Here is a 21063-nt window from a genome sequence, read left to right as displayed (position 1 = left end):
AATGCGCGGGCCGACGCGGGGCAACGGACGTCGTCTGGAAGGTGCCCTGGACAGCCTGAAAGGGCGAATCCCCCTGACGCTGGGCGAGCAGATCGTCCAGCACATCATTCATGCCGACGAGGGCGACCCCGCGGCGAAAAACGCCCTGGGCCTGAAGTGGCCCTCGAAGGCCGCCGCCCACGGCCACTCCATCGCCCGGCACCGGGTAGATGCGCTACTGCCGGGGTAAGCGGGCAAACGGGGCAGAAGGCCCGCGCGTCCAGCCAATCCGGGATGGCACCTGGCGGAGTCGGCGATGCTGTTGCAGGGCGCCCCGATCAGACCTATAGTGCAATTCACATATGGTTCTCTGATTTACGGAGGAGCAGGACCGTGAAAGTCATCAAAAACATGAACACCACCGAGCGCTGGCTGCGTATTTACTTCGGCGCCATAATCGCCGCCGTTCTGCTCTGGTACCCCTGGCCATTCTGGGAATGGACGCTGTCCGGCTATCTCCTCATCGCTACGGGGATTTTTGGCTACTGTCCCGTTTATGCCTTCTTGGACGGCCGCAAAAAGAGCGGCAACAGCACCCCCACCGTCCACTGAGCCGGCTCAGCGCCATGGGGCAAGCCCCTATCCGCCCCCTGGTGCGAGGCAACAAAGCCGTTCCTGGCTGTTGCAAAGGTCCGACCGGGTCGTGAGGCCATGACGACACTCCTCGTGCGGCACCCGCCGCCACGCATACCCATGACCGGCGCTTTATGATTTAATTAGTCCTTCATTTTGACAAAATCACAAAATCACACAAATGGCACTGATCGTACAGAAATTCGGCGGTACTTCCGTGGGCAGTGTGGAACGCATCCGGGCCGTCGCGGAACGGGTCACGGCCAGTCATCGCGCCGGCCACCAAGTGGTGGTGGTGGTTTCCGCCATGTCGGGCGAGACGGACCGCCTCCTGCAACTGGCGCGCGCCCTGGCCGATACCCCGGCGGAACGCGAACTGGACACCCTGCTCAGCACCGGCGAGCAGGTGGCCATCGCGCTGCTGAGCATGGCGCTGGAAGGTATCGGTCAACCCGCCATTTCGTTCACCGGCGGGCAGGTCGCCATCAGGACCGATTCCGCCCATAACCGGGCGCGCATCGAGCACATCGACGATCACAAGATCCGCGCGGCGCTGGATGCCGGCAGGATCGTGGTCGTGGCGGGCTTCCAGGGGGTCGATCCCCATGGCAATATCACCACCCTGGGTCGCGGCGGTTCCGACACCACCGCCGTGGCACTGGCGGCCGCCCTGCATGCCGATGAATGCGATATCTTCACCGATGTGGATGGCATTTACACCACCGACCCGCGGGTGGAAACCCGGGCGCGCCGTCTGGATCGCATCACCTTTGAAGAAATGCTGGAAATGGCCAGCCTCGGTGCCAAGGTCCTGCAAACCCGCTCCGTCGAATTCGCCATGAAGTACCATGTTCCCGTGCGGGTCTTGTCGTCTTTTCAGGATGGTCCCGGCACCCTGGTCACCAATGAGGAAAATTCTGTGGAAGCTCCCCGCGTCTCCGGCATCGCCTTCTCCCGCAATGAAGCCAAGATCACCGTGGTCGGCGTGCCCGACCATCCGGGTATCGCCTCCGCCATTCTGGGTCCGATTTCCGCGGCCAATATCAATGTGGACGTGATTCTCCAGAATGTCTCGGAAGCGGGCAAAACCGACTTTACCTTCACGGTGGACCGCAATGATTTCGCCAAGTCCCGCGATATTCTCCAGAGCGTGGCGCGGGGTCTTGGCGCCGAGGACGTGCGGGGCGACACCCATATCGTCAAGGTTTCCGTGGTAGGCGTCGGGATGCGCTCCCACGCCGGCATCGCCGCCACCATGTTTGAAACCCTGGCGCGGGAAAACATCAACATCCAGATGATTTCCACCTCCGAGATCAAGATTTCCGTCGTCATCGAAGAAAAATATCTGGAACTCGCGGTGCGGGCGTTGCACGCAGCTTTCGCCCTGGACGGGGAGGCACCCGCCTGATGCCACTCATGTCCACTTACGCTCGGTTACCGGTCGCTTTTGCAAGGGGTGAGGGCGTCTGGCTTTATGATACCGAGGGGCGCCGTTATCTGGACGCCCTGGCGGGGATCGCCGTCTGCGGCCTGGGGCACAGCCACCCGGCCGTCACCCGCGCCCTGCAGACCCAGGCTGGGCAACTGTTGCACACGTCCAATCTCTACCGTATTCCGGCGCAGGAAAAGCTGTCCGATACCCTCTGCGCCGTCAGCGGCATGGATGCGGCATTTTTCTGCAACAGCGGCGCAGAGGCCAATGAAGCGGCGATCAAAATCGCTCGTCTCCATGGTCATGGCAAGGGCATCGCCGAACCGCAGATTCTGGTGTTCAGCAACGCCTTTCATGGCCGTACCCTGGCGACCCTCACGGCCACCGGCAATTTCCGCATCCAGGAAGGCTTCAGCCCCCTGCTGCCGGGGTTCGTGCGCGCCCCCTATGGTGATCTCCCTACCGTCCGCGCCCTGGTTCAGGCCAACCCCGGCATATGCGCCATTCTCGCCGAGCCTCTTCAGGGCGAAGGCGGGGTGCGTCCGGCACCGGAAGGCTTCCTGACCGGGCTGAGGGAGGTCTGCGACGCGCACGGCCTGCTCCTGATGCTGGATGAGGTGCAGACGGGCATAGGCCGTACCGGGGCCTTCTTCGCCTACCAGCAGATTCCCGGCTTGCGCCCCGACGTGCTTAGCCTGGCCAAGGGGCTGGGCAACGGGGTACCGATCGGCGCCATGCTGGCCCGCCAGCCGACCGCCGCGCTCTTCGGGCCGGGCAAACACGGCACCACCTTCGGCGGCGGGCCGCTGGTCTGCGCCGCTGCCCAGGCGGTGCTCGACACCATGCAGCAAGAGGCCATCCCCGCCCACGCCGGGCGGATGGGCGCCCTGCTCCGGCAGCGCCTGCAGAAGCGCCTTGGCGGGCACCCCGAGGTGCTGGAGATACGCGGCATGGGCCTGATGGTGGGCATCGAACTGGCCCATAAACCCGAACGTCTGGTGGAACGCGCCCTGGAGGCTGGCCTGCTCATCAACGTCACGGCTGAAAAAGTCATTCGTCTGCTGCCCCCGCTGATTCTGCAGGAGGCAGAAATCGATCTTCTCGTCGCTGGCCTGTCCAGCCTTCTGGAATCCGCATCATGAACGTCCGTCACTTTCTGCGCCTCTCCGACCTCAGCCCCAGCGAACTGCGGGCGCTCCTGCAACGTGCCATCGTCCTGAAACAAATCCAGCGGGACGGCGAACGTTACGCCCCTTGCGCGGGCCGGACCCTGGCGATGATCTTCGAGAAATCCTCCACCCGCACCCGGGTATCCTTCGAGACGGGCATGGCCCAATTGGGCGGCCACGCCCTTTTCCTCTCGCCGCGGGATACCCAACTGGGGCGCGGCGAGAGCGTCGAGGACACGGCCAGGGTCATTTCCCGCATGGTCGATATGGTGATGATCCGCACCTTCGGCCACGACAACCTCCTCCGCTTCGCTGCCGCTTCGCGGGTGCCGGTGATCAACGGTCTCTCCGACGACCATCACCCCTGTCAGCTTCTCGCCGATCTGATGACGGCAACGGAACACTGGGGTGATCTGCGCGGCAGGACCGTGGCCTATATCGGCGACGGCAGCAATAATATGGCCCACTCCTGGATGGAAGCCGCGCAGATTTTCGACTTTCGGCTGCGCATCGGCAGCCCGGCGGGGTATGTGCCCAGCGCCGGAATGTTGCAGAGCGGCGGCGCTCAGGTCACGGTCCTGCATGATGCGGTGGCCGCTGTGCGCGGGGCAAACCTGATTGTCACCGACGTCTGGACCAGCATGGGTCAGGAAGAGGAGGCCGCCGCGCGCAAGGCGATTCTCGCCCCCTTCCAGGTCAACGCCACACTCATGGCCGCCGCCGCGCCGGATGCCTTGTTCATGCACTGCCTCCCCGCCCACCGTGGCGAGGAGGTCAGCGCCGAAGTCATCGACGGACCCCGATCCGTCGTCTGGGAAGAGGCGGAAAACCGCCTGCACGCCCAGAAAGCCCTGATGGAATTTTTATTCGGCATCGGCCCCGTGGCCGCACTGCAAGGAGATTGACGCATGGTCAAGAAAGTCGTTCTCGCCTATTCCGGTGGTCTGGATACCTCGGTCATCCTCAAGTGGCTGCAGGACCAGTACCAGTGCGACGTGGTCACCTTCACCGCCGACATCGGTCAGGGTGAAGAGCTGGAACCGGCGCGCGCCAAGGCCGAGAAGCTCGGCGCCAGGGAAATCTTCATCGATGATCTGCGCCAGGAATTCGTCCAGGATTACGTGTTCCCCATGTTCCGCGCCAACACCCTCTACGAGGGCGAGTACCTGCTGGGCACCTCCATCGCCCGGCCCCTCATCGCCAAGCGCATGGTGGAAATCGCCGCCGACGTGGGCGCCGATGCCGTCGCCCATGGGGCCACCGGCAAGGGCAATGATCAGGTACGTTTTGAACTGGGCGCCTACGCCCTCAATCCCGACATTCAGGTCATCGCCCCTTGGCGGGAATGGGATCTGAACTCCCGCGAAAAGCTCCTCGCCTATGCCGAACAGCGCGGCATTCCGGTGGAACGTCACGGCAAGAAATCCCCCTACTCCATGGATGCCAACCTGCTGCATATTTCTTATGAAGGCGGCGTTCTCGAAGATCCCTGGGCGGAGCCCGAAGACAGCATGTGGCGCTGGACCACGGCGCCGGAACAAGCGTCGGACCAGCCCCGTTATCTGGAGATCACCTACGCCCACGGCGACCCCATCGCCGTCGACGGGGAGCCGCTCAATCCCGCGCAGTTGCTGGCGCACCTCAACACCGTCGGCGGCGAGCATGGCATCGGCCGCCTGGACATCGTCGAAAACCGTTACGTCGGCATGAAATCCCGGGGCTGCTACGAGACTCCCGGCGGCACCATTCTGCTCAAGGCCCATCGCGCCATCGAATCCATCACCCTGGACCGGGAGGTCGCCCACATCAAGGATGAACTCATGCCGCGCTACGCCAGCATCATCTACAACGGCTTCTGGTGGAGCCCGGAGCGCCGCGCCCTGCAGACGCTCATCGATCAGAGCCAGCGACTGGTCAACGGCGTGGTGCGCCTCAAACTCTACAAGGGGAATTGTATGGTGGTGGGACGGAAGTCGCAGGAGAGCCTCTTTGACCCACGTATCGCCACCTTTGAAGATGATGCCGGCGCCTACAATCAGAAGGACGCAGGGGGCTTCATCAAGCTCAATGCGCTGCGTCTGCGCATCGAAAAACGTTTGCAGGGTTAAGTCGGATGGCACCCGACCAGCATCTGCCAGTCAACGCACTGGGCAAAACCAGCCGCATCTCTCTGGACGGGCGACGTAGCGAGCGCAGCGTCATTCTCGCCGATGGCAGCATGCACAGCCTCACCCTTCTGCACCCGGGCGTCTATACTTTGAGCAGCGAAGTGGCGGAGACCATCCGGGTACTCAGCGGGATGGCCTACTACCATGCCGAGGGGGCAATGACGTTCAGGAGTTGCATGCTGGCGACAGCATGGTCATTCCTGCCAGCCAGAGCTACCGCCTGGAAGTGGTGGAGCCTCTGGATTACCTGCTTTCAAGTTAAGGAGATTCTTCTCATGCGCATATTGCACACCATGCTGCGCGTCGCCGATCTGGACCGCGCCATTGCCTTCTACACGGAGGTACTCGGCATGCAACTCCTGCGCCGTAACGATTATCCCGAAGGCAAATTTACCCTGGCCTTCGTCGGTTATCAGAACGAGAATGCCGGGGCGGTAATTGAGCTGACCTATAACTGGGGCGTGGAACGGTACGACCTCGGCGACGGCTTCGGACATATCGCCATAGAAGTTGAGGATGCCGTGGCGGCCTGCGACGGCATCCGCCAGCGGGGCGGAAAGGTGGTGCGCGAGGCGGGACCCATGAAGCACGGCAACACCGTTATCGCCTTCGTGGAAGACCCCGACGGCTACCGCATCGAGTTGATCGAGCGCAAAGCAGACTTTGCCGAACATCCGGCCTGACAGCTGGCAAGCAGGATACAAGCTCCCGTAAATTTGCCATGTTCTCGGGTAGTGCTAGAGATCGCCAGGAGGAATTTTGCGCACCAAAAAGATGCAATCCATTCTCGCTGAACTGAATGATGGTTCAGCCGACATAGACGCCTCCGCGATCATCTCCACCGAGGGCCTGATGCTCGCCTCCGCCATATCCGGAGAGGTGAGTGAAGACCGGGCAGGTGCGGTGATGGCGTCCATATCCTCCCTGGCCGACCGTGCAATGCGCGAGTTCAAACTCGGCAACCTAGAACAACTGGTGATGAAAGGGCGCAATGGCTACGCCCTCATGATCCAGGCGGGGGAATATGCGGCGCTGATCGTTATCGGCTATGGCGATGGACCGGAATGGAGCCTAGCGTTGCTCAGGAGCATTCCCGCGGCAGGCGCCATCAGCGACCTGCTGACACCAGGCTTCGGATGGTCTATGGAAGGGCCTGTTGGGATTCCGCAAGGCTCGATCTAGCCGGTCAAGCCGGTGGAATATCCTGGCTTTCCGGCTCCCATAACGCGTTACCACCCATATTCTGCAAATATTGCTGATGGAGCATGCACTCCTCCGCACTGGCACGGATTACCCGCAGGGGGCCCCGTGGCCGTGACACTGCCGCCGGAATGCCCTCACTCCGACGGTCATCCCCCGCGGACTGCATCTCCGTTGCGGCGGGGCCACCTGCGGCACCCAGCATCCCCATCATATCCACCTGCCCGCCAGTCATCGCCAGGTAGACCTCGGCGAGTATCCGGGTGTCCAGCAAGGCCCCATGCAGTTCACGATGGCGGTTTTCCACACTGTAACGCCGGCACAGACTGTCCAGATCATTTTTCTGGCCGGGATGACGGCGGCGCGCATCCGCCAGCGTATCCATGACGGCCTGTCGCAAAGGCGCCTTCCCCGCCAGTTGCAGTTCGTGATTCAGGAATCCCAGGTCGAAGGGCGCGTTGTGAATGATCAGCTCCGCGTCACCGAGAAACTCCAGAAAGGCATCTGCCACCTCCGCGAAGCCCGGCTGATCCTGCAAAAATTCGTCGGTCAGTCCGTGTATCCGCAACGCCTCGGGATCGCTGCTGCGCTGCGGATTGAGGTATTGCTGGTAATACGCCCCCGTCACCCGCCGGTCGATCAGCTCCACGGCACCGATTTCGATCACCCGGTGCCCCTGCTTCCAGTCGATGCCCGTGGTTTCCGTATCCAGCACCACTTGCCTCACAGCCATCCTTCGCCCTCCCGCGCCTGCCCGCCCGCTGCATACTGGTCCATGACCCGATTCAGCAATGCATCCACCCGTTCATTCTCGATATGCCCGGAGTGGCCTCTCACCCACTCCCACTGGACCTGGTGGCGGGCAGCCACCACCGCCAACAACTCCCAGATATCGCGATTTTTGACCGCCTCCCCGCCCGCCGTCCGCCAGCCCCGCCGCTGCCAGCCAGCCAGCCACTGGGTCATGCCATCCCGCAGATAACGGGAATCACTGGTTACCCGCACGGCGCTGGGTCGCTTGAGCGCCTCCAGACCGCGCAAAGCCGCCGTCAGCTCCATCCGGTTGTTCGTCGTTTCCGGGGCGAAGCCCCATAAGACCCGCTCCTGCCCGGCCAGCCGCAGCCACACGCCCCAGGCGCCGATCCCGGGGTTACCGCGGCACCCGCCATCGGTAAAGAGGTCTATGACTTTTTCGGGCATGGGGCGGTGTTCTCAGGGTCGGGACCAGCATAGGCAACAGGGGCTTCGGACCGGACCTTCTGCCGCCCGGAACGCACGTTGAATGGCCGGACCGCACCCACCAGCGGCCGCTCGGGATCCCGCCGCTGGGCCAGTATCAGATAAGCGTTGGCCCCTGCCGGCCACCAGCGGTCGCCCACCAGCTCCATCCACTGCGCGTTGCGCCTCAGACCCGGAACGGTGTATTGAAAATAACGTCCCTCGCGAAGCACGAAACCCTGCCCCTTGAGCAGACTACGCAGTCGCCCCGGCGGCAGGAAGGGACGCAGCCATGGCCAGGCGCGGTCCCTGCGCCAGAGATGCCAACGGCGTACCACGCTCAGGCTCCCCCCCGGATTGAAGTCCATGATCAGCACATGGCCTTCGGGACGCAGGACCCGCCAGCACTCCTCCAGCACCGCCTGCGGATTGGCCATGCGGGTCAGACAAAAGGGGACGATCACCAGGTCGAAACGCATGGCCGCGAAAGGCATCGCTTCACAGACACCGTAGGCCTGCAGATACTCGTCGGAAGGCAGGGCAAAGCCGTCATTGAGCAATACCCAAGTATGCTCGCGTTCGGGCGGCAGTCCCCAGAAAACGGGTTGTCCGAGCTGCAGAATGGTCTCCGGCTGCAGGCGTTCTATCCAGTGCGGCAGCATATCCCGGGCACGGTCGAGCAGAAGGCGGCCGCTGCGGCCATTCCACCAGACGGCGGCGCGTTGTTGCCGTGGTCGACTTTGGCATCCTGGATGTTGCATATCAGCGCAAGAGCCTTGCGGCGGCGAAAAAGGAAAACACTAACGTCCACCACCCCGCTTCAATGCCATAATGGGCCTATGGTACCTTGCCCGAAGGGAGATGCAAAAATGCCTGTTCATTTTATTCCCGCCTTTACGGATAACTACATCTACGTCGCCGAAACGCCCGAAGGGGCGTGGATTATCGACCCCGGTTGCGCGGAACCCGTCCTTGACTGGTGCGCTGAACATACGCTCCGCCCGAGCGCCATTCTCTGTACCCACCATCATGCGGATCACACCGGAGGCGTGGAAGCGCTGGCGCAGCATTTCGGTATTCCCGTATACGGCGCCAACCGGCGCATTCCGGGGCTGACCCATGCCGTGGCCGAGGGTCGCCTGACGCTGGATGCGGAGATGCTCACGGTGCTGGAGGTGCCCGGCCATACCCGCGATCATATCGCGTATTGGTGGAAAAATGTCCTTTTCTGCGGAGACACCCTCTTCGCCGCAGGCTGCGGGCGCCTCTTCGAGGGTACCGCAGCGCAGATGTTTCATAGTCTGCAACGCCTCGCGGCGCTACCTGATCACACCGCCGTCTACTGCGCCCATGAATACACCCTCACGAATCTGCACTTCGCGGCCCAGGCCGACCCGGACAATCCGGTCATAGTGCAGCGCCAGCAGGAAGCCATCGCACAGCGCGCGCGCAACGAACCCACCTTACCCTCCGGCATGGCCCTGGAACGCGCCAGCAACCCTTTTCTGCGGTGCCGCGAGCCCGCTCTGATCCGCAGCGCCAACGTCTTCGATCCTGCTACGGGGGACGACCCTGTCCGCGTCTTCAGCGCCCTGCGCCGCTGGAAAGACCACTTTTCCTGAGATCAGCGCCGCGCCGGCAGGCACAACCCCTCGAAACGCTCGGTCCAGGCCTTGCGCAAAACCCGCAGGACGGCGTCGGCGTCCACCGCCGCAAGGGTCCGGAGAGACTCTTCCGCCGGGACCAGACGCCCTAGGTAGAGCCATTGCCGCGTCAGGCGGCTCATGCGAATTTCCGCATCCTCCTGCCCGAGGAGGAGCTGAATCCGTAGGCTGCGCTTGGCCCAGATCATATCCGCTACGGTCGGTCCATGCTCCAGCAACATCGCCAGGACCTCTGCCATCGCCGCTGCCGCCTGAACGTGCTGCGCGCCCGGCGCGGCCGCATAGAGCGTCCATTCGCCGCAGTCACGGAGGGGATCAAGATGGGAGAATACCTGGTAGGCCAGCCCGCGCTTCTCACGCAACTCGCGGAACAGATAGGAGGCCGTACCACCGCCCAGTATGGCGTTGGCCACCACATGGGCCAGATAGTCCTCCGCGGCGACGCTGCACCCAGGCGCCATCCAGATCAGGTGCGCCTGCTGCGCCTGGGCGCGGCGCAGCCGTTTCTGTCCGCCATGAAACCGTGGGGCGGGCGCTGCGCTACGAGCCCGCCCCACGCGCCCCCGGAAGGCGGCCTGCGCCCAGGTGCAGAGCGCCCCATGCTCCACTTCTCCGACGGCGGTAATGATCAGCGGCGATTCGGCGAGGATCCGCTGGTGATAGGCTTGCAGGCGCTTGCGACTGGCGGACCGGATGCATCGTGCATTCCCCAGCACCGGCCAGGCCAGGGGATGGGTTCCCCAGATTTCCGCGAGGGCGCGCTCCTGAGCCCAATCCTCCACATCCTCTGCCGCCATGGCCGCTTCCTGAGCAACCACGCGCTTTTCCAGGCGCAGATCGGCGTGGTCGAAGCGCGGCTTCGTCAACAGCTCGGTCAGCAGCGTGAAGGCGTCAGCGGCATCCTCCGCCAGTACCGTCCCGTGAAACACCGTGCTTTCCCGATCTGTAAACGCATTGATGGTACCGCCCAGCGACTCCATGGCCGCATTGAGCGCATCGCCATCGCGCTCCGTGCTGCCTTTGAAGAGCATATGCTCCAGCAGATGGGCAAAGCCGTTTTCGTCCGGGGCCTGATCCCGGCTGCCGTTGCCGACGGTCAGGGACAAAGCCACACTCCGACGCCCGGGCAGTCGCTCGCTGATCACGGTCACACCGTTATCCAGCGTCGTGCATAGAGGTTCGACGGCGCGCGTCATGTCAGGAGACAACAACAAAAGTGGACCGTACCGGTCCACCTGTGTCGCCATTGGCGCTCAACGACGTCGATAAGGATGTCGGTAGACGGATTATTGCGGGATACCCTTCATGCTCAGCTTGATCTTGCCCTGGCGATCCACTTCCAGAACTTTGACATGCACCGCTTGCCCTTCCTTGAGATGGTCGTGGACATCGCTGACCCGTTCGTTGCTGATCTGGGAAATGTGCAGCAGACCGTCGCGTCCCGGCAGAATCGTCACAAAGGCGCCAAAATCCATGATCTTGGCCACCTTTCCGTCGTAAATGACATCGACCTGCACATCCGCCGTCAGCAACTCGATACGTCGCTTCGCGGCGGCGCCGGCTTCACCATCCACCGAGGCGATGGTTACCGTGCCGTTGTCCTGAATATCGATGGTCGCGCCGGTTTCTTCGGTCAGGGCGCGTATGACTTTACCGCCCGGTCCGATGACGTCGCGGATGCGATCCGGATTGATCTGGATGGTAATGATGCGCGGTGCGTAGTCGGACAACTCGCCACGCCCCCTGGACAGCACGCCATTCATCAGTCCGAGGATATGCAGCCGCCCCGCCAGCGCCTGCTTGAGCGCCTGCGCCATGATTTCCCGGGTAATCCCGTCGATCTTGATATCCATCTGCAGGGCGGTCACCCCTTGTACCGTGCCCGCCACCTTGAAATCCATATCACCCAGATGATCTTCATCGCCCAGGATGTCGGTGAGGACGGCAAAACGCTCTCCTTCCTTGATGAGGCCCATGGCCACGCCCGCCACCGGCGCCTTGAGGGGTACGCCCGCGTCCATCAGTGCCAGGGAGGCGCCACAGACAGTCGCCATACTGGAAGAGCCGTTGGATTCCAGCACTTCAGAAACAACCCGCAGGCTGTACGGGAATTCGCCTTCGGTCGGCAGGACCGCGGCTATCGCCCGCTTCGCCAGACGCCCGTGCCCGATCTCCCGGCGCTTGGGCGAACCCACCATACCCGTTTCACCGGTGGAGAAGGGCGGGAAGTTGTAATGCAGCAAAAAGCGGTCACGGCTTTCGCCTTGCAGGGCATCGATGATCTGCTCGTCGCCCTTGGTACCCAACGTCGCCACCACCAGAGCCTGGGTTTCCCCCCGGGTGAAGAGCGCCGAACCATGGGTCCGCGGCAACACACCCGCCTCGATGGTGATGGGCCGCACGGTCTTGCTGTCCCGGCCATCGATGCGGGGCGCGCCATCCAGAATACGTCCACGCACGATGCCGGTTTCAATTTTTTTCAAAAATCCGCGAACCATGTCTCCGCGTCCGGCATCGTCACCGCCAAACTCGATCGCCATGGCCTGCTGCACCTCTTCCAGCCGCTTGCTGCGCGCCTGCTTCTCCGTCAGCGCATAGGCCTCCTGCAGAAGCGGTGTGGCTTTCTCGCGCACCTGCACACCCAGTGCTTCATCGGCCACCGGCGCCACCCACTCCCAGCGCGGTTTGCCGGCCTCGCGCGCCAGCGCTTCAATGGTGTCGATGACGGGCTGGAACTGCGCGTGACCGAACATCACCGCTTCCAGCATGACCTCTTCGGACAACTGCTGCGCCTCGGACTCGACCATGAGTACGGCCTGCCGGGTTCCCGCCACCACGAGATCCAGTTGCGAAGTAGTCAGTTGTGCGTAACTGGGGTTGAGCACATATTGCCCGTCGATGTAAGCCACCCGGGCCGCGCCGATCGGGCCACTGAACGGAATACCGGAAACTGCCAGAGCCGCCGAGGCACCCACCAGTGCCAGAATATCGGGATCGTTATCTCGATCCACCGACACCACCGTAGCGATCACCTGCACTTCGTTCATGAAGCCCTTGGGGAAGAGCGGCCGGATAGGGCGATCGATCAGACGCGACGTCAGCGTCTCCTTTTCCGTGGGGCGCCCTTCCCGCTTGAAGAAACCACCGGGAATTTTGCCCGCGGCGTAGGCCTTCTCCTGATAGTTGACCGTCAGCGGAAAGAAATCCTGGCCCGGCTTCATCTCCCGGCGGCCCACTGCCGTCACCAGAACGACCGTGTCTCCGCTGGAAACCAGCACCGCACCGTCCGCCTGACGCGCCATGCGGCCCGTCTCCAGTTGCAGGCGGCGGCCGCCAAAATCTACTTCTTTCCGAATCATGGTCAAAACTCTCTCCTTACTTGCGCAGACCCAGACGTTCGATCAGCGTGCGATAGCGATTCACATCCCGCTTCTTCAGGTAGTCCAGCAACTTGCGGCGCTGGCCGACCATCCGCAGAAGCCCCTGACGGGAATGGTGATCATGCTTGTTTACCTTGAAATGATCTGTCAGCCCTTCGATTCGGGTGGTCAGCAGGGCAACCTGCACTTCCGGAGAACCCGTATCCCCCACATGGGTGGCATAACCCTGGACAACTTCTGCTTTGACATCATGAGACAACGCCATAATTCCTACTCCTTGGAAATTCTGAAAAATATAAACCCCTAGTTTACGCTCATGAGGCGGCGAGGCGCCACCTTTCCATCGTCCATCACCTCTCCCAGACCGAGAAACTGCTCCCCCGGCCCGTAGAGACGAATGCGCCCGAGAGGAGGCGCATGGGCGACCACGACCCCCTGCCCCTGACGCAGATAATAGGCGGTGTTCTCCGTCAGGGTCACCGCCGGTAAATATTCCAGAGCCAGATCCATGGCCTTGAGGGGGCACTCGCCCCGTCCGAGCACGTCGGCGAGCCCTTCCAGGGTCAGCGCCTGCGCGACATCGAAAGGACCGGTGGACGTGCGCCGCAATTCTTCCACATGCGCACCGCACTCCAGAGCCGCACCGATGTCCTCCGCCAGACTGCGGATGTAGGTACCCTTGGAACAGCGCACGTCCAGCACCAAACGGTCACCGTCCAGGGAAACCAGGTCGAGGGCGTCGATGCGTACCTGGCGTGGCGCCCGCTCCACCTCCAGCCCCTTGCGCGCCAATTCGTAAAGCGGCCTGCCCCCCTGCTTGATCGCCGAATACATGGGCGGAATCTGCGCAATCTCTCCGAGAAACTGCGGCAGCACCGCGCGCACCTGCGCTTCGCTGACCGCAACAGGCCGTTCTTCCAGCACACTGCCTTCGCTGTCGCCGGTGGTCGTGGTCTGGCCCAGCCGCAGGGTCGCCCGATAGGACTTGTCCGCATTGAGAATATAATCCGAGACCTTGGTGGCCTCGCCAAAGAGCAGGACCAGCAGTCCGGTGGCGATGGGGTCGAGACTTCCCGTATGCCCGCCCTTTTTTAGGCCGAGCAGACGCTTGGCCCGTTGCAGAGCGGCGTTGGATGTCAGACCCGCCGCCTTGTCGAGGAGCAGCAGACCATGTTGACAACTCATGGCAGGTCCTCCGGCGCGGGCGGAAGATGGGCCAGGAGTTCCGCCATTTCCGCACCACGGTCAAAACGCGCGTCGTAGACAAATTGCAGTGGTGGGATGCGCCTCAACGCCAACCGCCTTCCCAGCATCTGCCGGATCTCGCCGGCATGGTCCTGCAGAGTTTTGCGCACCGTATCGGCCCGATCGGGGCCATCCATCAACGAAAAATATACGGTTGCCGAGCGCATGTCCGTCGGCAAATCCACCATCGTGATGCTGGGGGGTAGCGGAGACAACCCGGAAGACATGCCGTGCAGACGCGGCAACACCGCCGCTATCTCTTCCCGGAGCAAATGAGCCACCCTGGCGCCGCGCGGGTAGGGGCGATGAGAACCGTGCAACATTGCCTCCTAGACCGTTCGCGCCACTTCAGTGGTTTCAAACACCTCGATGATGTCACCATTCTTCAGGTCATTGAAGTTGCGGATACCCACACCACACTCAAAGCCTTCACGCACTTCCTTGACGTCTTCCTTGAAACGCCGCAGTGAGTCCATTTCTCCGGAATAGATGACCACATCCTGACGGATCACCCGAACCTTCGCGCTGCGCCGCAGGAGGCCGTCGGTAACCATACAACCCGCGACCATGCCCACCTTGGGCACCCGGAATGTCTCACGCACCTGCGCATGACCCAGGATACGCTCACGGATTTCCGGCGCGAGCATACCACTCATGGCGGCCTTCACCTCGTCCACCGCGTCGTAAATGATACTGTGGTAACGAACATCCACCCCGCTATGTTCGATCAGGCGCCGCGCCGGAGCTTCCGCACGCACGTTGAAGCCGATGATAACCGCCTGTGACGCCGCGGCAAGATTCACATCGGACTCCGTGATTCCACCGACCCCGGAGTGGATGACATTGACCTTGACCTCTGCGGTGGAAAGGCGTTCCAAGGTAGTGGTCAAAGCCTCGGCGGAACCCTGTACGTCCGCCTTGATCAGCAGATTCAACTGCTGCAACTGTCCATCCGCTGCCGCCTCGAACAGGCTCTCCAGCGTCGCTTTCTGACTCTTCGCCAGACGTACATCACGGAACTTGCCCTGGCGAAAGAGCGCCACTTCGCGAGCCTTGCGTTCATCCGCCACCACGACCACCTCATCACCGGCCTGGGGAACATCTCCCAGCCCGAGCACCTCTGCCGGCATGCCCGGAGCCACCAATTGTGTAGGTCGCCCGGCATCATCCACCAGCGCCCGGACACGTCCAAATTGCGCGCCGGCCAGAAGCATATCACCCGTATGCAGGGTGCCCTGACGGACCAGCACCGATGCCACGACACCACGTCCACGATCCAGCCGGGACTCGATGACCACGCCCTTCGCCGGACCGTTGATCTGCACATCCAGATCCAGCATCTCCGCCTGCAACAAAATGGCGTCCAGCAGATCATCGATATGCAACCCGGTCTTTGCCGAAACATTCACAAATTGCGCGTCACCGCCCCACTCCTCGGGCACCACTTCATGGCCGGCGAGTTCCTGGCGTATGCGTTCCGGATCCACGGAGGGTTTATCGATCTTGTTGACGGCCACCACAATGGGCACCTTGGCCGCCTTGGCGTGGTGAATCGCCTCGATCGTCTGGGGCATCACCCCGTCATCGGCCGCCACCACCAGCACGACGATATCCGTCGCCTGCGCGCCGCGGGCCCGCATCGCCGTAAACGCCTCATGGCCAGGCGTATCGAGGAAGGTCACCATGCCCTTGGGCGTCTCCACGTGGTAGGCACCGATGTGCTGGGTAATACCCCCGGCCTCACCACTCGCTACCTGGGTAGAGCGAATTCGGTCCAACAGCGACGTTTTACCATGATCCACATGTCCCATGACGGTCACCACGGGGGGCCGACGGCCCATGACCGGCGTCTCTGCCGCCCCTTCTTCCGTCAAAAAAGCCTCGGGGCTGGTGATTCCCACCAGCTTCACCTTGTGTCCCAACTCTTCCACGACGATTGCGGCGGTTTCCTGATCGATCACCTGATTGATGGTGGCCATCACGCCCATCTTCATCATCGTTTTGATCACATCGGTAGCCTTGATCGCCATCCGGCTGGCCAGTTCACCCACGGTGATCGTTTCCGGGAGCGCCACTTCGCGGATGACCGGTGCCACCGCCCACTCGCTGACCGCAGGACCACCCCTGCCGCGGTTTCGTTTGTCTGCGGACTTACGGCGCCGTGCCAGAGCCAGGGCATCGGCATTGCCACCGTCTTCACTACGCCGCCCGCCCCGCCGGGCAGCACCGCCACGGCGGGCGTCGTCGTCGCCGCGCCCCGTCGGCCCCGCTTTTTTGCCTTTTGGCGGCGGCGCTGCCGCGGGCGCTCTGCTAGCCGGCGGTGCTGTGGGACGCGCACGATCCGTGCCGACCGCCGATGTCCTGCCACGATCCAGGGCAGGTCGCTCGGGAATGCGTGAGGGAGTTGCCGCAAGCTTCACTTCGGAACGTGGCGCCTCTTGTACCGCCGCCACCTCTTCGCTCGCGGCCGTCGCATCGTACGGCACCTGCTGCGGCTGATCGACAACCTCCTCCGCAGGCTCCGACTCCCCAGAAACCGTCGCGGGGCCGCCTGCAGCGACCGCTTCCACGGCCGGCGCGAATTCCTGCAAAGCAGCGGCCACCTGAGCATCGACCGGCAACTGTTCCGGTATAGCAGACTCGGTGGCCTCTTCGGCTATCGCTTCCCGTTTGACGTAAGTCCGTTTGCGGCGCACTTCCACTTGTACCGTGCGCGACTTGCCTGCGCCTACGGACTGTTTGATTTCGGTGGTACTGGTGCGGTTGAGCGTAATACGGCGCGGTTCACCGCCACCCTCTCCGTGCGCACTGCGCAACGAAGCCAGAAGACGATGTTTGTCGTCCTCAGTGACCACATCCTCGGCCGCATTCTTGGAAATGCCCGCAGCGTTCAACTGCTCCAACAACCGAGCATTCGTTACACCCAATTCAGCAGCAAAATTGGCGACAGTTACCGTCATAATCCTCATTCTCCGAAACCGCTACCCCGCGACATACATCGCCGGGCCAGGGTCTGTATCAAGCAAACCAGGGCGCACGCGCCTCCAGAATGAGAGCTTTGGCCCGCTCTTCATCCACACCGACCATCTCGCATAGCTCGCTCGCAGCCAGTTCCGCCAGGTCCTCGGAAGTGACAACACCTTTACTGGCCAGTAAGTGCGCTAAACCCTTATCCATACCCTTCAGGGACAACAAGTCTTCCGCGGGTTCACTGAGCGCCACCTGCTCTTCCTGGGCAATGGCCTTATTGAGCAGGACGTCACGCGCACGGCGCCGCAATTCGCCGACGAGGTTTTCGTCCAGACCCTCGATTTCCATCATTTCGGCAACCGGAACATAGGCCACCTCCTCAATGGAGGTAAAACCCTCGCTGACCAACAGGGCGGCCAAGTCCTCATCCACGCCCAGATCCCGGATGAAGTGGTTGAGAAAGGTCGACTCTTCCTCTTCCCGCTTGGCCTGAGCCTCTTCCTCGGTCAGAATGTTGATGGTCCAGCCCGTCAACTGCGTCGCCAGCCGTACATTCTGCCCGGCCCGCCCGATGGCCTGGGACAAGTGCTCCGGTCCGACCACCACATCCATACTGTGCGTGTTCTCGTCGACCACGATGCTGGACACTTCCGCGGGTGAAAGGGCGTTGATCACATAGCTGGCCGGATCGGCTGCCCAGATCACAATGTCAATCCGCTCGCCTTTCAACTCATTGATAACCGTCTGTACCCGGTTGCCGCGCAGACCCACACAAGCCCCCACGGGGTCCACACGCGGGTCATTGGAACGCACGGCCAGTTTCGCCCGTAGTCCCGGATCACGCGCCGCACCCATGATTTCGATCATCCCGTTCCCGATTTCCGGCACTTCCTGGGCGAACAGCTTGATCAGCAACTCAGGACTGGTCCGCGACAAAAATAGCTGCGGCCCCCGCTGCACACGGCGTACATCCTGAAGATGTGCCTTCACCCGATCACCGGGGCGAATGGCCTCACGCGGCATCATCTCCTCTTTTGGCAGAATGGCCTCGGCGCGCCCCATGTCGACGATGGCGTTGCCTTTTTCCATGCGTTTGACCAGACCGCTGACGATATCTCCCTTGCGTATCGCAAAGTCCGATACGATCCGGTCGCGCTCGGCATCCCGCACTTTCTGCACAATCACCTGTTTGGCCGTTTGTGCCGCGATCCGCCCAAATTCGACGGGTGGCAACACTTCTTCGAGGTAGCCGCCTAGCTCCACATCGGGACGGGTTTTCCGGGCATCGCTCAGACGGATCTGCTGATCCGCGTCATAATCCGCGACATCATCCGCAACTACTTCCCATAGCCGGCGGGTTACATAATCTCCGGTCTTACGATCCACATCCACCGCGATATGCCAGTCCTGTCCGTATTTCTTTTTGGATGCGGAAACCAGAGATGCCTCCAGCGCCAGGAAAATGACTTCCCGGTCCACATCCTTCTCATGGGCGACGGCATCCGCCAGATAAAGAAGTTCACGACTCATTGACCTGCTCCTCTCTGCATGTTCCGTCGACTCACCATTGCGGAACCAGCCTTGCCTTGTGGATATCATCCAGGGCGAAGGTCCAGCGCCCTTCGGTATTTTTTAATACAATTTTCTGATCTTCAACGCCCAGCAGCTCACCCTGCAAGCGGCGCCGCCCTTGCGTCAACCCGTGCAGATGAATCTCGGCCTGAGACCCCTTAAATCGTTCAAAGTCGTGTAAATTTTTTAGCGGCCTATCCAGGCCGGGGCTGGAAACTTCGAGGCGGTAGGCGCCATGGATCGGATTTTCCACATCGAGCCACAGGCTGAGCTGGCGACTCACCGCCGCACAATCCTCAATGGTAACCGCAGTGGTTTCATTCTTTTCTATGAAGACCTGTAACGCCACTGCGCGCCCCGTGCGCACCATGCGTGCGTCTACCAGGGCGCATCCCGCAATCCCGGCTTGTTGCGCAATTCCTTCATACAGTCGATCTTCCACGTTCACCATTCCCTGCACAGAAACAAAAAGTGGGCACTTGGCCCACTTTTTGGCGCATCATACGCAGGATCGCGTCAAAAAACAACCCCGCCTCGATGATGCGGAGGCGGGGTTATGGGAATAGGTGTCTGGCGGTGACCGACTTTCGCGGAGGGAGACCCCCAACTATCATAGGCGCTGCAGCGTTTCACGGTCCTGTTCGGGATGGGAAGGGGTGGTTCCACTGCGCTATGGCCGCCAGACAAGGTTAAACTGGTCTGCCTGAGATTTGGTCTCAGGGTGTATCAGAAGGGAAGGTTTTCAGTTGGATGCTTGGGTGATATATGGTCAAGCCGCACGGGCGATTAGTACTCCTTAGCTACACGCATTACTGCGCTTCCACAGAGAGCCTATCAACGTGGTAGTCTTCCACGGCCCTTCAGGGGGCTTTAAGCCCCGGGAGATCTCATCTTAGGATGGGCTTCCCGCTTAGATGCTTTCAGCGGTTATCCCGACCGTACATAGCTACCCGGCAATGCCCTTGGCAGAACAACCGGAACACCAGAGGTACGTCCACTCCGGTCCTCTCGTACTAGGAGCAGCTTCCTTCAAATCTCCAACGCCCATGGCAGATAGGGACCGAACTGTCTCACGACGTTCTGAACCCAGCTCGCGTACCGCTTTAAATGGCGAACAGCCATACCCTTGGGACCGGCTACAGCCCCAGGATGCGATGAGCCGACATCGAGGTGCCAAACTCCCCCGTCGATGTGAACTCTTGGGGGGAATCAGCCTGTTATCCCCGGCGTACCTTTTATCCGTTGAGCGATGGCCCTTCCATACAGAACCACCGGATCACTAAGACCTGCTTTCGCACCTGCTCGACTTGTCTGTCTCGCAGTCAAGCACCCTTGTGCCTTTGCACTCACTGCGCGATTTCCGACCGCGCTGAGGGTACCTTCGTGCTCCTCCGTTACTCTTTGGGAGGAGACCGCCCCAGTCAAACTACCCACCAAACACTGTCCCTGATCCGGATCACGGACCGAGGTTAGAACCCCAAGATCACCAGGGTGGTATTTCAAGGACGGCTCCACCAGAACTAGCGTCCCGGTTTCACAGCCTCCCACCTATCCTACACAAATCATCTCAAGGTCCCATGCTAAGTTGTAGTAAAGGTGCACGGGGTCTTTCCGTCTTGCCACGGGAACGCTGTATCTTCACAGCGACTTCAACTTCGCTGAGTCTCGGGTGGAGACAGTGTGGCCATCATTACGCCATTCGTGCAGGTCGGAACTTACCCGACAAGGAATTTCGCTACCTTAGGACCGTTATAGTTACGGCCGCCGTTTACCGGGGCTTCGATCAAGAGCTTGCACCCCCTCACTTAACCTTCCGGCACCGGGCAGGCGTCAGACCCTATACGTCGACTTTCGTCTTTGCAGAGCCCTGTGTTTTTGTTAAACAGTTGCAGCCACCGATTCTCTGCGACCCCTTCGGCCTTCCTCCGCAAGGGAGTACAACCTATCAGGGCACACCTTCTTCCGAAGTTACGGTGTCAATTTGCCGAGTTCCTTCACCCGAGGTCTCTCAAGCGCCTTGGAATATTCTTCCTGCCCACCTGTGTCGGTTTGGGGTACGGTCATCACAAGACTAGAGCTTAGAAGCTTTTCCTGGAAGCGTAGGTTCACTCACTTCTCCTCCGTAGAGGATCGTCATCACGCCTTGAGATTGCCTTCCCGGATTTGCCAAAGAAGACTCCCTACACGCTTAAACCAGGACATCCAACACCCGGCTGAGCTACCTTTCTCCGTCACTCCATCGCATCTTGTAACAGTATCGGAATATTAACCGATTTCCCATCAGCTACGCCTCTCGGCCTCGCCTTAGGGGCCGACTCACCCTGCGCAGATTGACTTGACGCAGGAACCCTTGGGCTTACGGCGAGGGTGGTTTTCACACCCTTTATCGCTACTCATGTCAGCATTCGCACTTCGGATACCTCCAGCATGCTT

20 protein-coding genes and 2 rRNA genes (1 of these 22 only partly in view) are annotated in these 21063 nt (G+C 61.4%); 9 read left to right on the top strand and 13 right to left on the bottom strand.

All coding sequences use genetic code 11. The features are described from left to right. The first annotated feature begins 1 nt into the window (after window position 1). The 8 genes from AFERRID_RS08220 to AFERRID_RS08180 all read left to right on the top strand — a co-directional run bounded on the left by AFERRID_RS08220 (window position 2) and on the right by AFERRID_RS08180 (window position 6563). Window positions 2-229 (top strand): hypothetical protein, encoded by a 228-nt coding sequence (locus AFERRID_RS08220; protein WP_225981915.1) that lies wholly within the window; start codon window positions 2-4, stop codon window positions 227-229. Between the two features lie 143 nt (window positions 230-372). Continuing rightward, on the top strand, window positions 373-591 hold the full coding sequence (locus AFERRID_RS08215; protein WP_126604858.1) for a YgaP family membrane protein: 219 nt from the start codon (window positions 373-375) through the stop codon (window positions 589-591). 202 nt (window positions 592-793) lie between these two features. Further along, window positions 794-2020 carry an aspartate kinase gene (locus tag AFERRID_RS08210; RefSeq protein ID WP_126604856.1) on the top strand — a complete coding sequence of 409 codons (1227 nt, stop codon included), beginning with the start codon at window positions 794-796 and terminating at the stop codon, window positions 2018-2020. Beyond that, the gene (locus AFERRID_RS08205) at window positions 2020-3186 is read left to right on the top strand and encodes an aspartate aminotransferase family protein (protein WP_126604854.1); all 1167 of its coding nucleotides are present in this window, start codon (window positions 2020-2022) and stop codon (window positions 3184-3186) included. Before AFERRID_RS08210 ends, AFERRID_RS08205 begins: the two co-directional genes overlap by 1 nt. After that, window positions 3183-4118, top strand: coding sequence for an ornithine carbamoyltransferase (gene argF, locus AFERRID_RS08200; RefSeq protein ID WP_126604853.1), 936 nt, complete (start codon window positions 3183-3185; stop codon window positions 4116-4118). Before AFERRID_RS08205 ends, argF begins: the two co-directional genes overlap by 4 nt. 3 nt (window positions 4119-4121) lie before the next feature. Beyond that, window positions 4122-5321 (top strand): argininosuccinate synthase, encoded by a 1200-nt coding sequence (locus AFERRID_RS08195; RefSeq protein ID WP_113526936.1) that lies wholly within the window; start codon window positions 4122-4124, stop codon window positions 5319-5321. A gap of 5 nt (window positions 5322-5326) precedes the next feature. After that, window positions 5327-6064, top strand: a complete 738-nt coding sequence (gene gloA / locus AFERRID_RS16355) for a lactoylglutathione lyase (RefSeq protein ID WP_269149194.1) — start codon at window positions 5327-5329, stop codon at window positions 6062-6064. 76 nt (window positions 6065-6140) lie between these two features. Then, the gene (locus AFERRID_RS08180; RefSeq protein ID WP_225981914.1) at window positions 6141-6563 is read left to right on the top strand and encodes a roadblock/LC7 domain-containing protein; all 423 of its coding nucleotides are present in this window, start codon (window positions 6141-6143) and stop codon (window positions 6561-6563) included. Between the two features lie 4 nt (window positions 6564-6567). Here AFERRID_RS08180 and dnaQ read toward each other — a convergent pair whose 3' ends face one another. The 3 genes from dnaQ to AFERRID_RS08165 are packed head-to-tail and all read right to left on the bottom strand — an operon-like array spanning window position 6568 to window position 8560. Then, window positions 6568-7314, bottom strand: coding sequence for a DNA polymerase III subunit epsilon (dnaQ, locus tag AFERRID_RS08175; RefSeq protein WP_126604851.1), 747 nt, complete (start codon window positions 7312-7314; stop codon window positions 6568-6570). Then, window positions 7305-7781 (bottom strand): ribonuclease HI, encoded by a 477-nt coding sequence (rnhA, locus tag AFERRID_RS08170; RefSeq protein WP_126604849.1) that lies wholly within the window; start codon window positions 7779-7781, stop codon window positions 7305-7307. The genes dnaQ and rnhA overlap by 10 nt, the downstream gene beginning before the upstream one ends. Next, a complete protein-coding gene (locus tag AFERRID_RS08165) occupies window positions 7763-8560 on the bottom strand; it encodes a class I SAM-dependent methyltransferase (protein ID WP_126604847.1) in 798 nt (265 codons plus the stop codon). The genes rnhA and AFERRID_RS08165 overlap by 19 nt, the downstream gene beginning before the upstream one ends. Before the next feature lie 108 nt (window positions 8561-8668). Here AFERRID_RS08165 and gloB point away from each other — a divergent pair, with 108 nt between their 5' ends. Then, window positions 8669-9421, top strand: a complete 753-nt coding sequence (gene gloB, locus AFERRID_RS08160; RefSeq protein ID WP_126604845.1) for a hydroxyacylglutathione hydrolase — start codon at window positions 8669-8671, stop codon at window positions 9419-9421. A gap of 2 nt (window positions 9422-9423) precedes the next feature. Here gloB and AFERRID_RS08155 read toward each other — a convergent pair whose 3' ends face one another. The 10 genes from AFERRID_RS08155 to AFERRID_RS08110 all read right to left on the bottom strand — a co-directional run. Beyond that, on the bottom strand, window positions 9424-10710 hold the full coding sequence (locus tag AFERRID_RS08155) for a M16 family metallopeptidase (RefSeq protein WP_126604843.1): 1287 nt from the start codon (window positions 10708-10710) through the stop codon (window positions 9424-9426). 39 nt (window positions 10711-10749) lie between these two features. After that, window positions 10750-12822, bottom strand: coding sequence for a polyribonucleotide nucleotidyltransferase (gene pnp / locus AFERRID_RS08150; RefSeq protein WP_126604841.1), 2073 nt, complete (start codon window positions 12820-12822; stop codon window positions 10750-10752). Between the two features lie 16 nt (window positions 12823-12838). Then, the gene (rpsO, locus tag AFERRID_RS08145) at window positions 12839-13108 is read right to left on the bottom strand and encodes a 30S ribosomal protein S15 (RefSeq protein ID WP_113526945.1); all 270 of its coding nucleotides are present in this window, start codon (window positions 13106-13108) and stop codon (window positions 12839-12841) included. Window positions 13109-13146: 38 nt separating this feature from the next. Next, the gene (gene truB, locus AFERRID_RS08140; RefSeq protein ID WP_126604839.1) at window positions 13147-14028 is read right to left on the bottom strand and encodes a tRNA pseudouridine(55) synthase TruB; all 882 of its coding nucleotides are present in this window, start codon (window positions 14026-14028) and stop codon (window positions 13147-13149) included. Further along, entirely contained in the window at window positions 14025-14411 is a 387-nt protein-coding gene (locus AFERRID_RS08135; protein ID WP_113526947.1) for a ribosome-binding factor A, read from the bottom strand. The genes truB and AFERRID_RS08135 overlap by 4 nt, the downstream gene beginning before the upstream one ends. A gap of 6 nt (window positions 14412-14417) precedes the next feature. After that, window positions 14418-17048, bottom strand: coding sequence for a translation initiation factor IF-2 (gene infB / locus AFERRID_RS08130; RefSeq protein ID WP_126604837.1), 2631 nt, complete (start codon window positions 17046-17048; stop codon window positions 14418-14420). 58 nt (window positions 17049-17106) lie between these two features. Next, complete coding sequence (gene nusA / locus AFERRID_RS08125) at window positions 17107-18588, bottom strand: transcription termination factor NusA (RefSeq protein WP_113526949.1); 1482 nt, start codon at window positions 18586-18588, stop codon at window positions 17107-17109. Between the two features lie 31 nt (window positions 18589-18619). After that, window positions 18620-19081, bottom strand: a complete 462-nt coding sequence (locus AFERRID_RS08120) for a ribosome maturation factor RimP (RefSeq protein ID WP_126604836.1) — start codon at window positions 19079-19081, stop codon at window positions 18620-18622. 117 nt (window positions 19082-19198) lie between these two features. Beyond that, window positions 19199-19314, bottom strand: a 5S ribosomal RNA gene (gene rrf / locus AFERRID_RS08115). A gap of 81 nt (window positions 19315-19395) precedes the next feature. Beyond that, window positions 19396-21063, bottom strand: a 23S ribosomal RNA gene (locus AFERRID_RS08110); it runs 1222 nt beyond the window's last position.

It is taken from the genome of Acidithiobacillus ferridurans (genome assembly GCF_003966655.1).
In the GTDB taxonomy this organism is placed as follows: Bacteria; Pseudomonadota; Gammaproteobacteria; order Acidithiobacillales; family Acidithiobacillaceae; genus Acidithiobacillus; species Acidithiobacillus ferridurans.
The sequence above is the reverse complement of the archived record's forward strand: the minus strand, read 5'-3'. Positions and strand labels throughout refer to the sequence as shown.

What these genes read in the sequence shown, in the direction of transcription:
- AFERRID_RS08205 (WP_126604854.1), top strand. Translation starts at nt 2,020, where the DNA reads ATGCCACTCATGTCCACTTACGCTCGGTTACCGGTCGCTTTTGCAAGG.
- pnp (WP_126604841.1), bottom strand. Translation starts at nt 12,822, where the DNA reads ATGATTCGGAAAGAAGTAGATTTTGGCGGCCGCCGCCTGCAACTGGAG.
- AFERRID_RS08165 (WP_126604847.1), bottom strand. Translation starts at nt 8,560, where the DNA reads ATGCAACATCCAGGATGCCAAAGTCGACCACGGCAACAACGCGCCGCC.
- AFERRID_RS08220 (WP_225981915.1), top strand. Translation starts at nt 2, where the DNA reads ATGCGCGGGCCGACGCGGGGCAACGGACGTCGTCTGGAAGGTGCCCTG.
- gloB (WP_126604845.1), top strand. Translation starts at nt 8,669, where the DNA reads ATGCCTGTTCATTTTATTCCCGCCTTTACGGATAACTACATCTACGTC.
- truB (WP_126604839.1), bottom strand. Translation starts at nt 14,028, where the DNA reads ATGAGTTGTCAACATGGTCTGCTGCTCCTCGACAAGGCGGCGGGTCTG.
- AFERRID_RS08155 (WP_126604843.1), bottom strand. Translation starts at nt 10,710, where the DNA reads ATGGCGACACAGGTGGACCGGTACGGTCCACTTTTGTTGTTGTCTCCT.
- rpsO (WP_113526945.1), bottom strand. Translation starts at nt 13,108, where the DNA reads ATGGCGTTGTCTCATGATGTCAAAGCAGAAGTTGTCCAGGGTTATGCC.
- nusA (WP_113526949.1), bottom strand. Translation starts at nt 18,588, where the DNA reads ATGAGTCGTGAACTTCTTTATCTGGCGGATGCCGTCGCCCATGAGAAG.
- AFERRID_RS08210 (WP_126604856.1), top strand. Translation starts at nt 794, where the DNA reads ATGGCACTGATCGTACAGAAATTCGGCGGTACTTCCGTGGGCAGTGTG.
- dnaQ (WP_126604851.1), bottom strand. Translation starts at nt 7,314, where the DNA reads ATGGCTGTGAGGCAAGTGGTGCTGGATACGGAAACCACGGGCATCGAC.
- argF (WP_126604853.1), top strand. Translation starts at nt 3,183, where the DNA reads ATGAACGTCCGTCACTTTCTGCGCCTCTCCGACCTCAGCCCCAGCGAA.
- AFERRID_RS08120 (WP_126604836.1), bottom strand. Translation starts at nt 19,081, where the DNA reads ATGGTGAACGTGGAAGATCGACTGTATGAAGGAATTGCGCAACAAGCC.
- gloA (WP_269149194.1), top strand. Translation starts at nt 5,327, where the DNA reads ATGGCACCCGACCAGCATCTGCCAGTCAACGCACTGGGCAAAACCAGC.
- infB (WP_126604837.1), bottom strand. Translation starts at nt 17,048, where the DNA reads ATGACGGTAACTGTCGCCAATTTTGCTGCTGAATTGGGTGTAACGAAT.
- rnhA (WP_126604849.1), bottom strand. Translation starts at nt 7,781, where the DNA reads ATGCCCGAAAAAGTCATAGACCTCTTTACCGATGGCGGGTGCCGCGGT.
- AFERRID_RS08135 (WP_113526947.1), bottom strand. Translation starts at nt 14,411, where the DNA reads ATGTTGCACGGTTCTCATCGCCCCTACCCGCGCGGCGCCAGGGTGGCT.
- AFERRID_RS08195 (WP_113526936.1), top strand. Translation starts at nt 4,122, where the DNA reads ATGGTCAAGAAAGTCGTTCTCGCCTATTCCGGTGGTCTGGATACCTCG.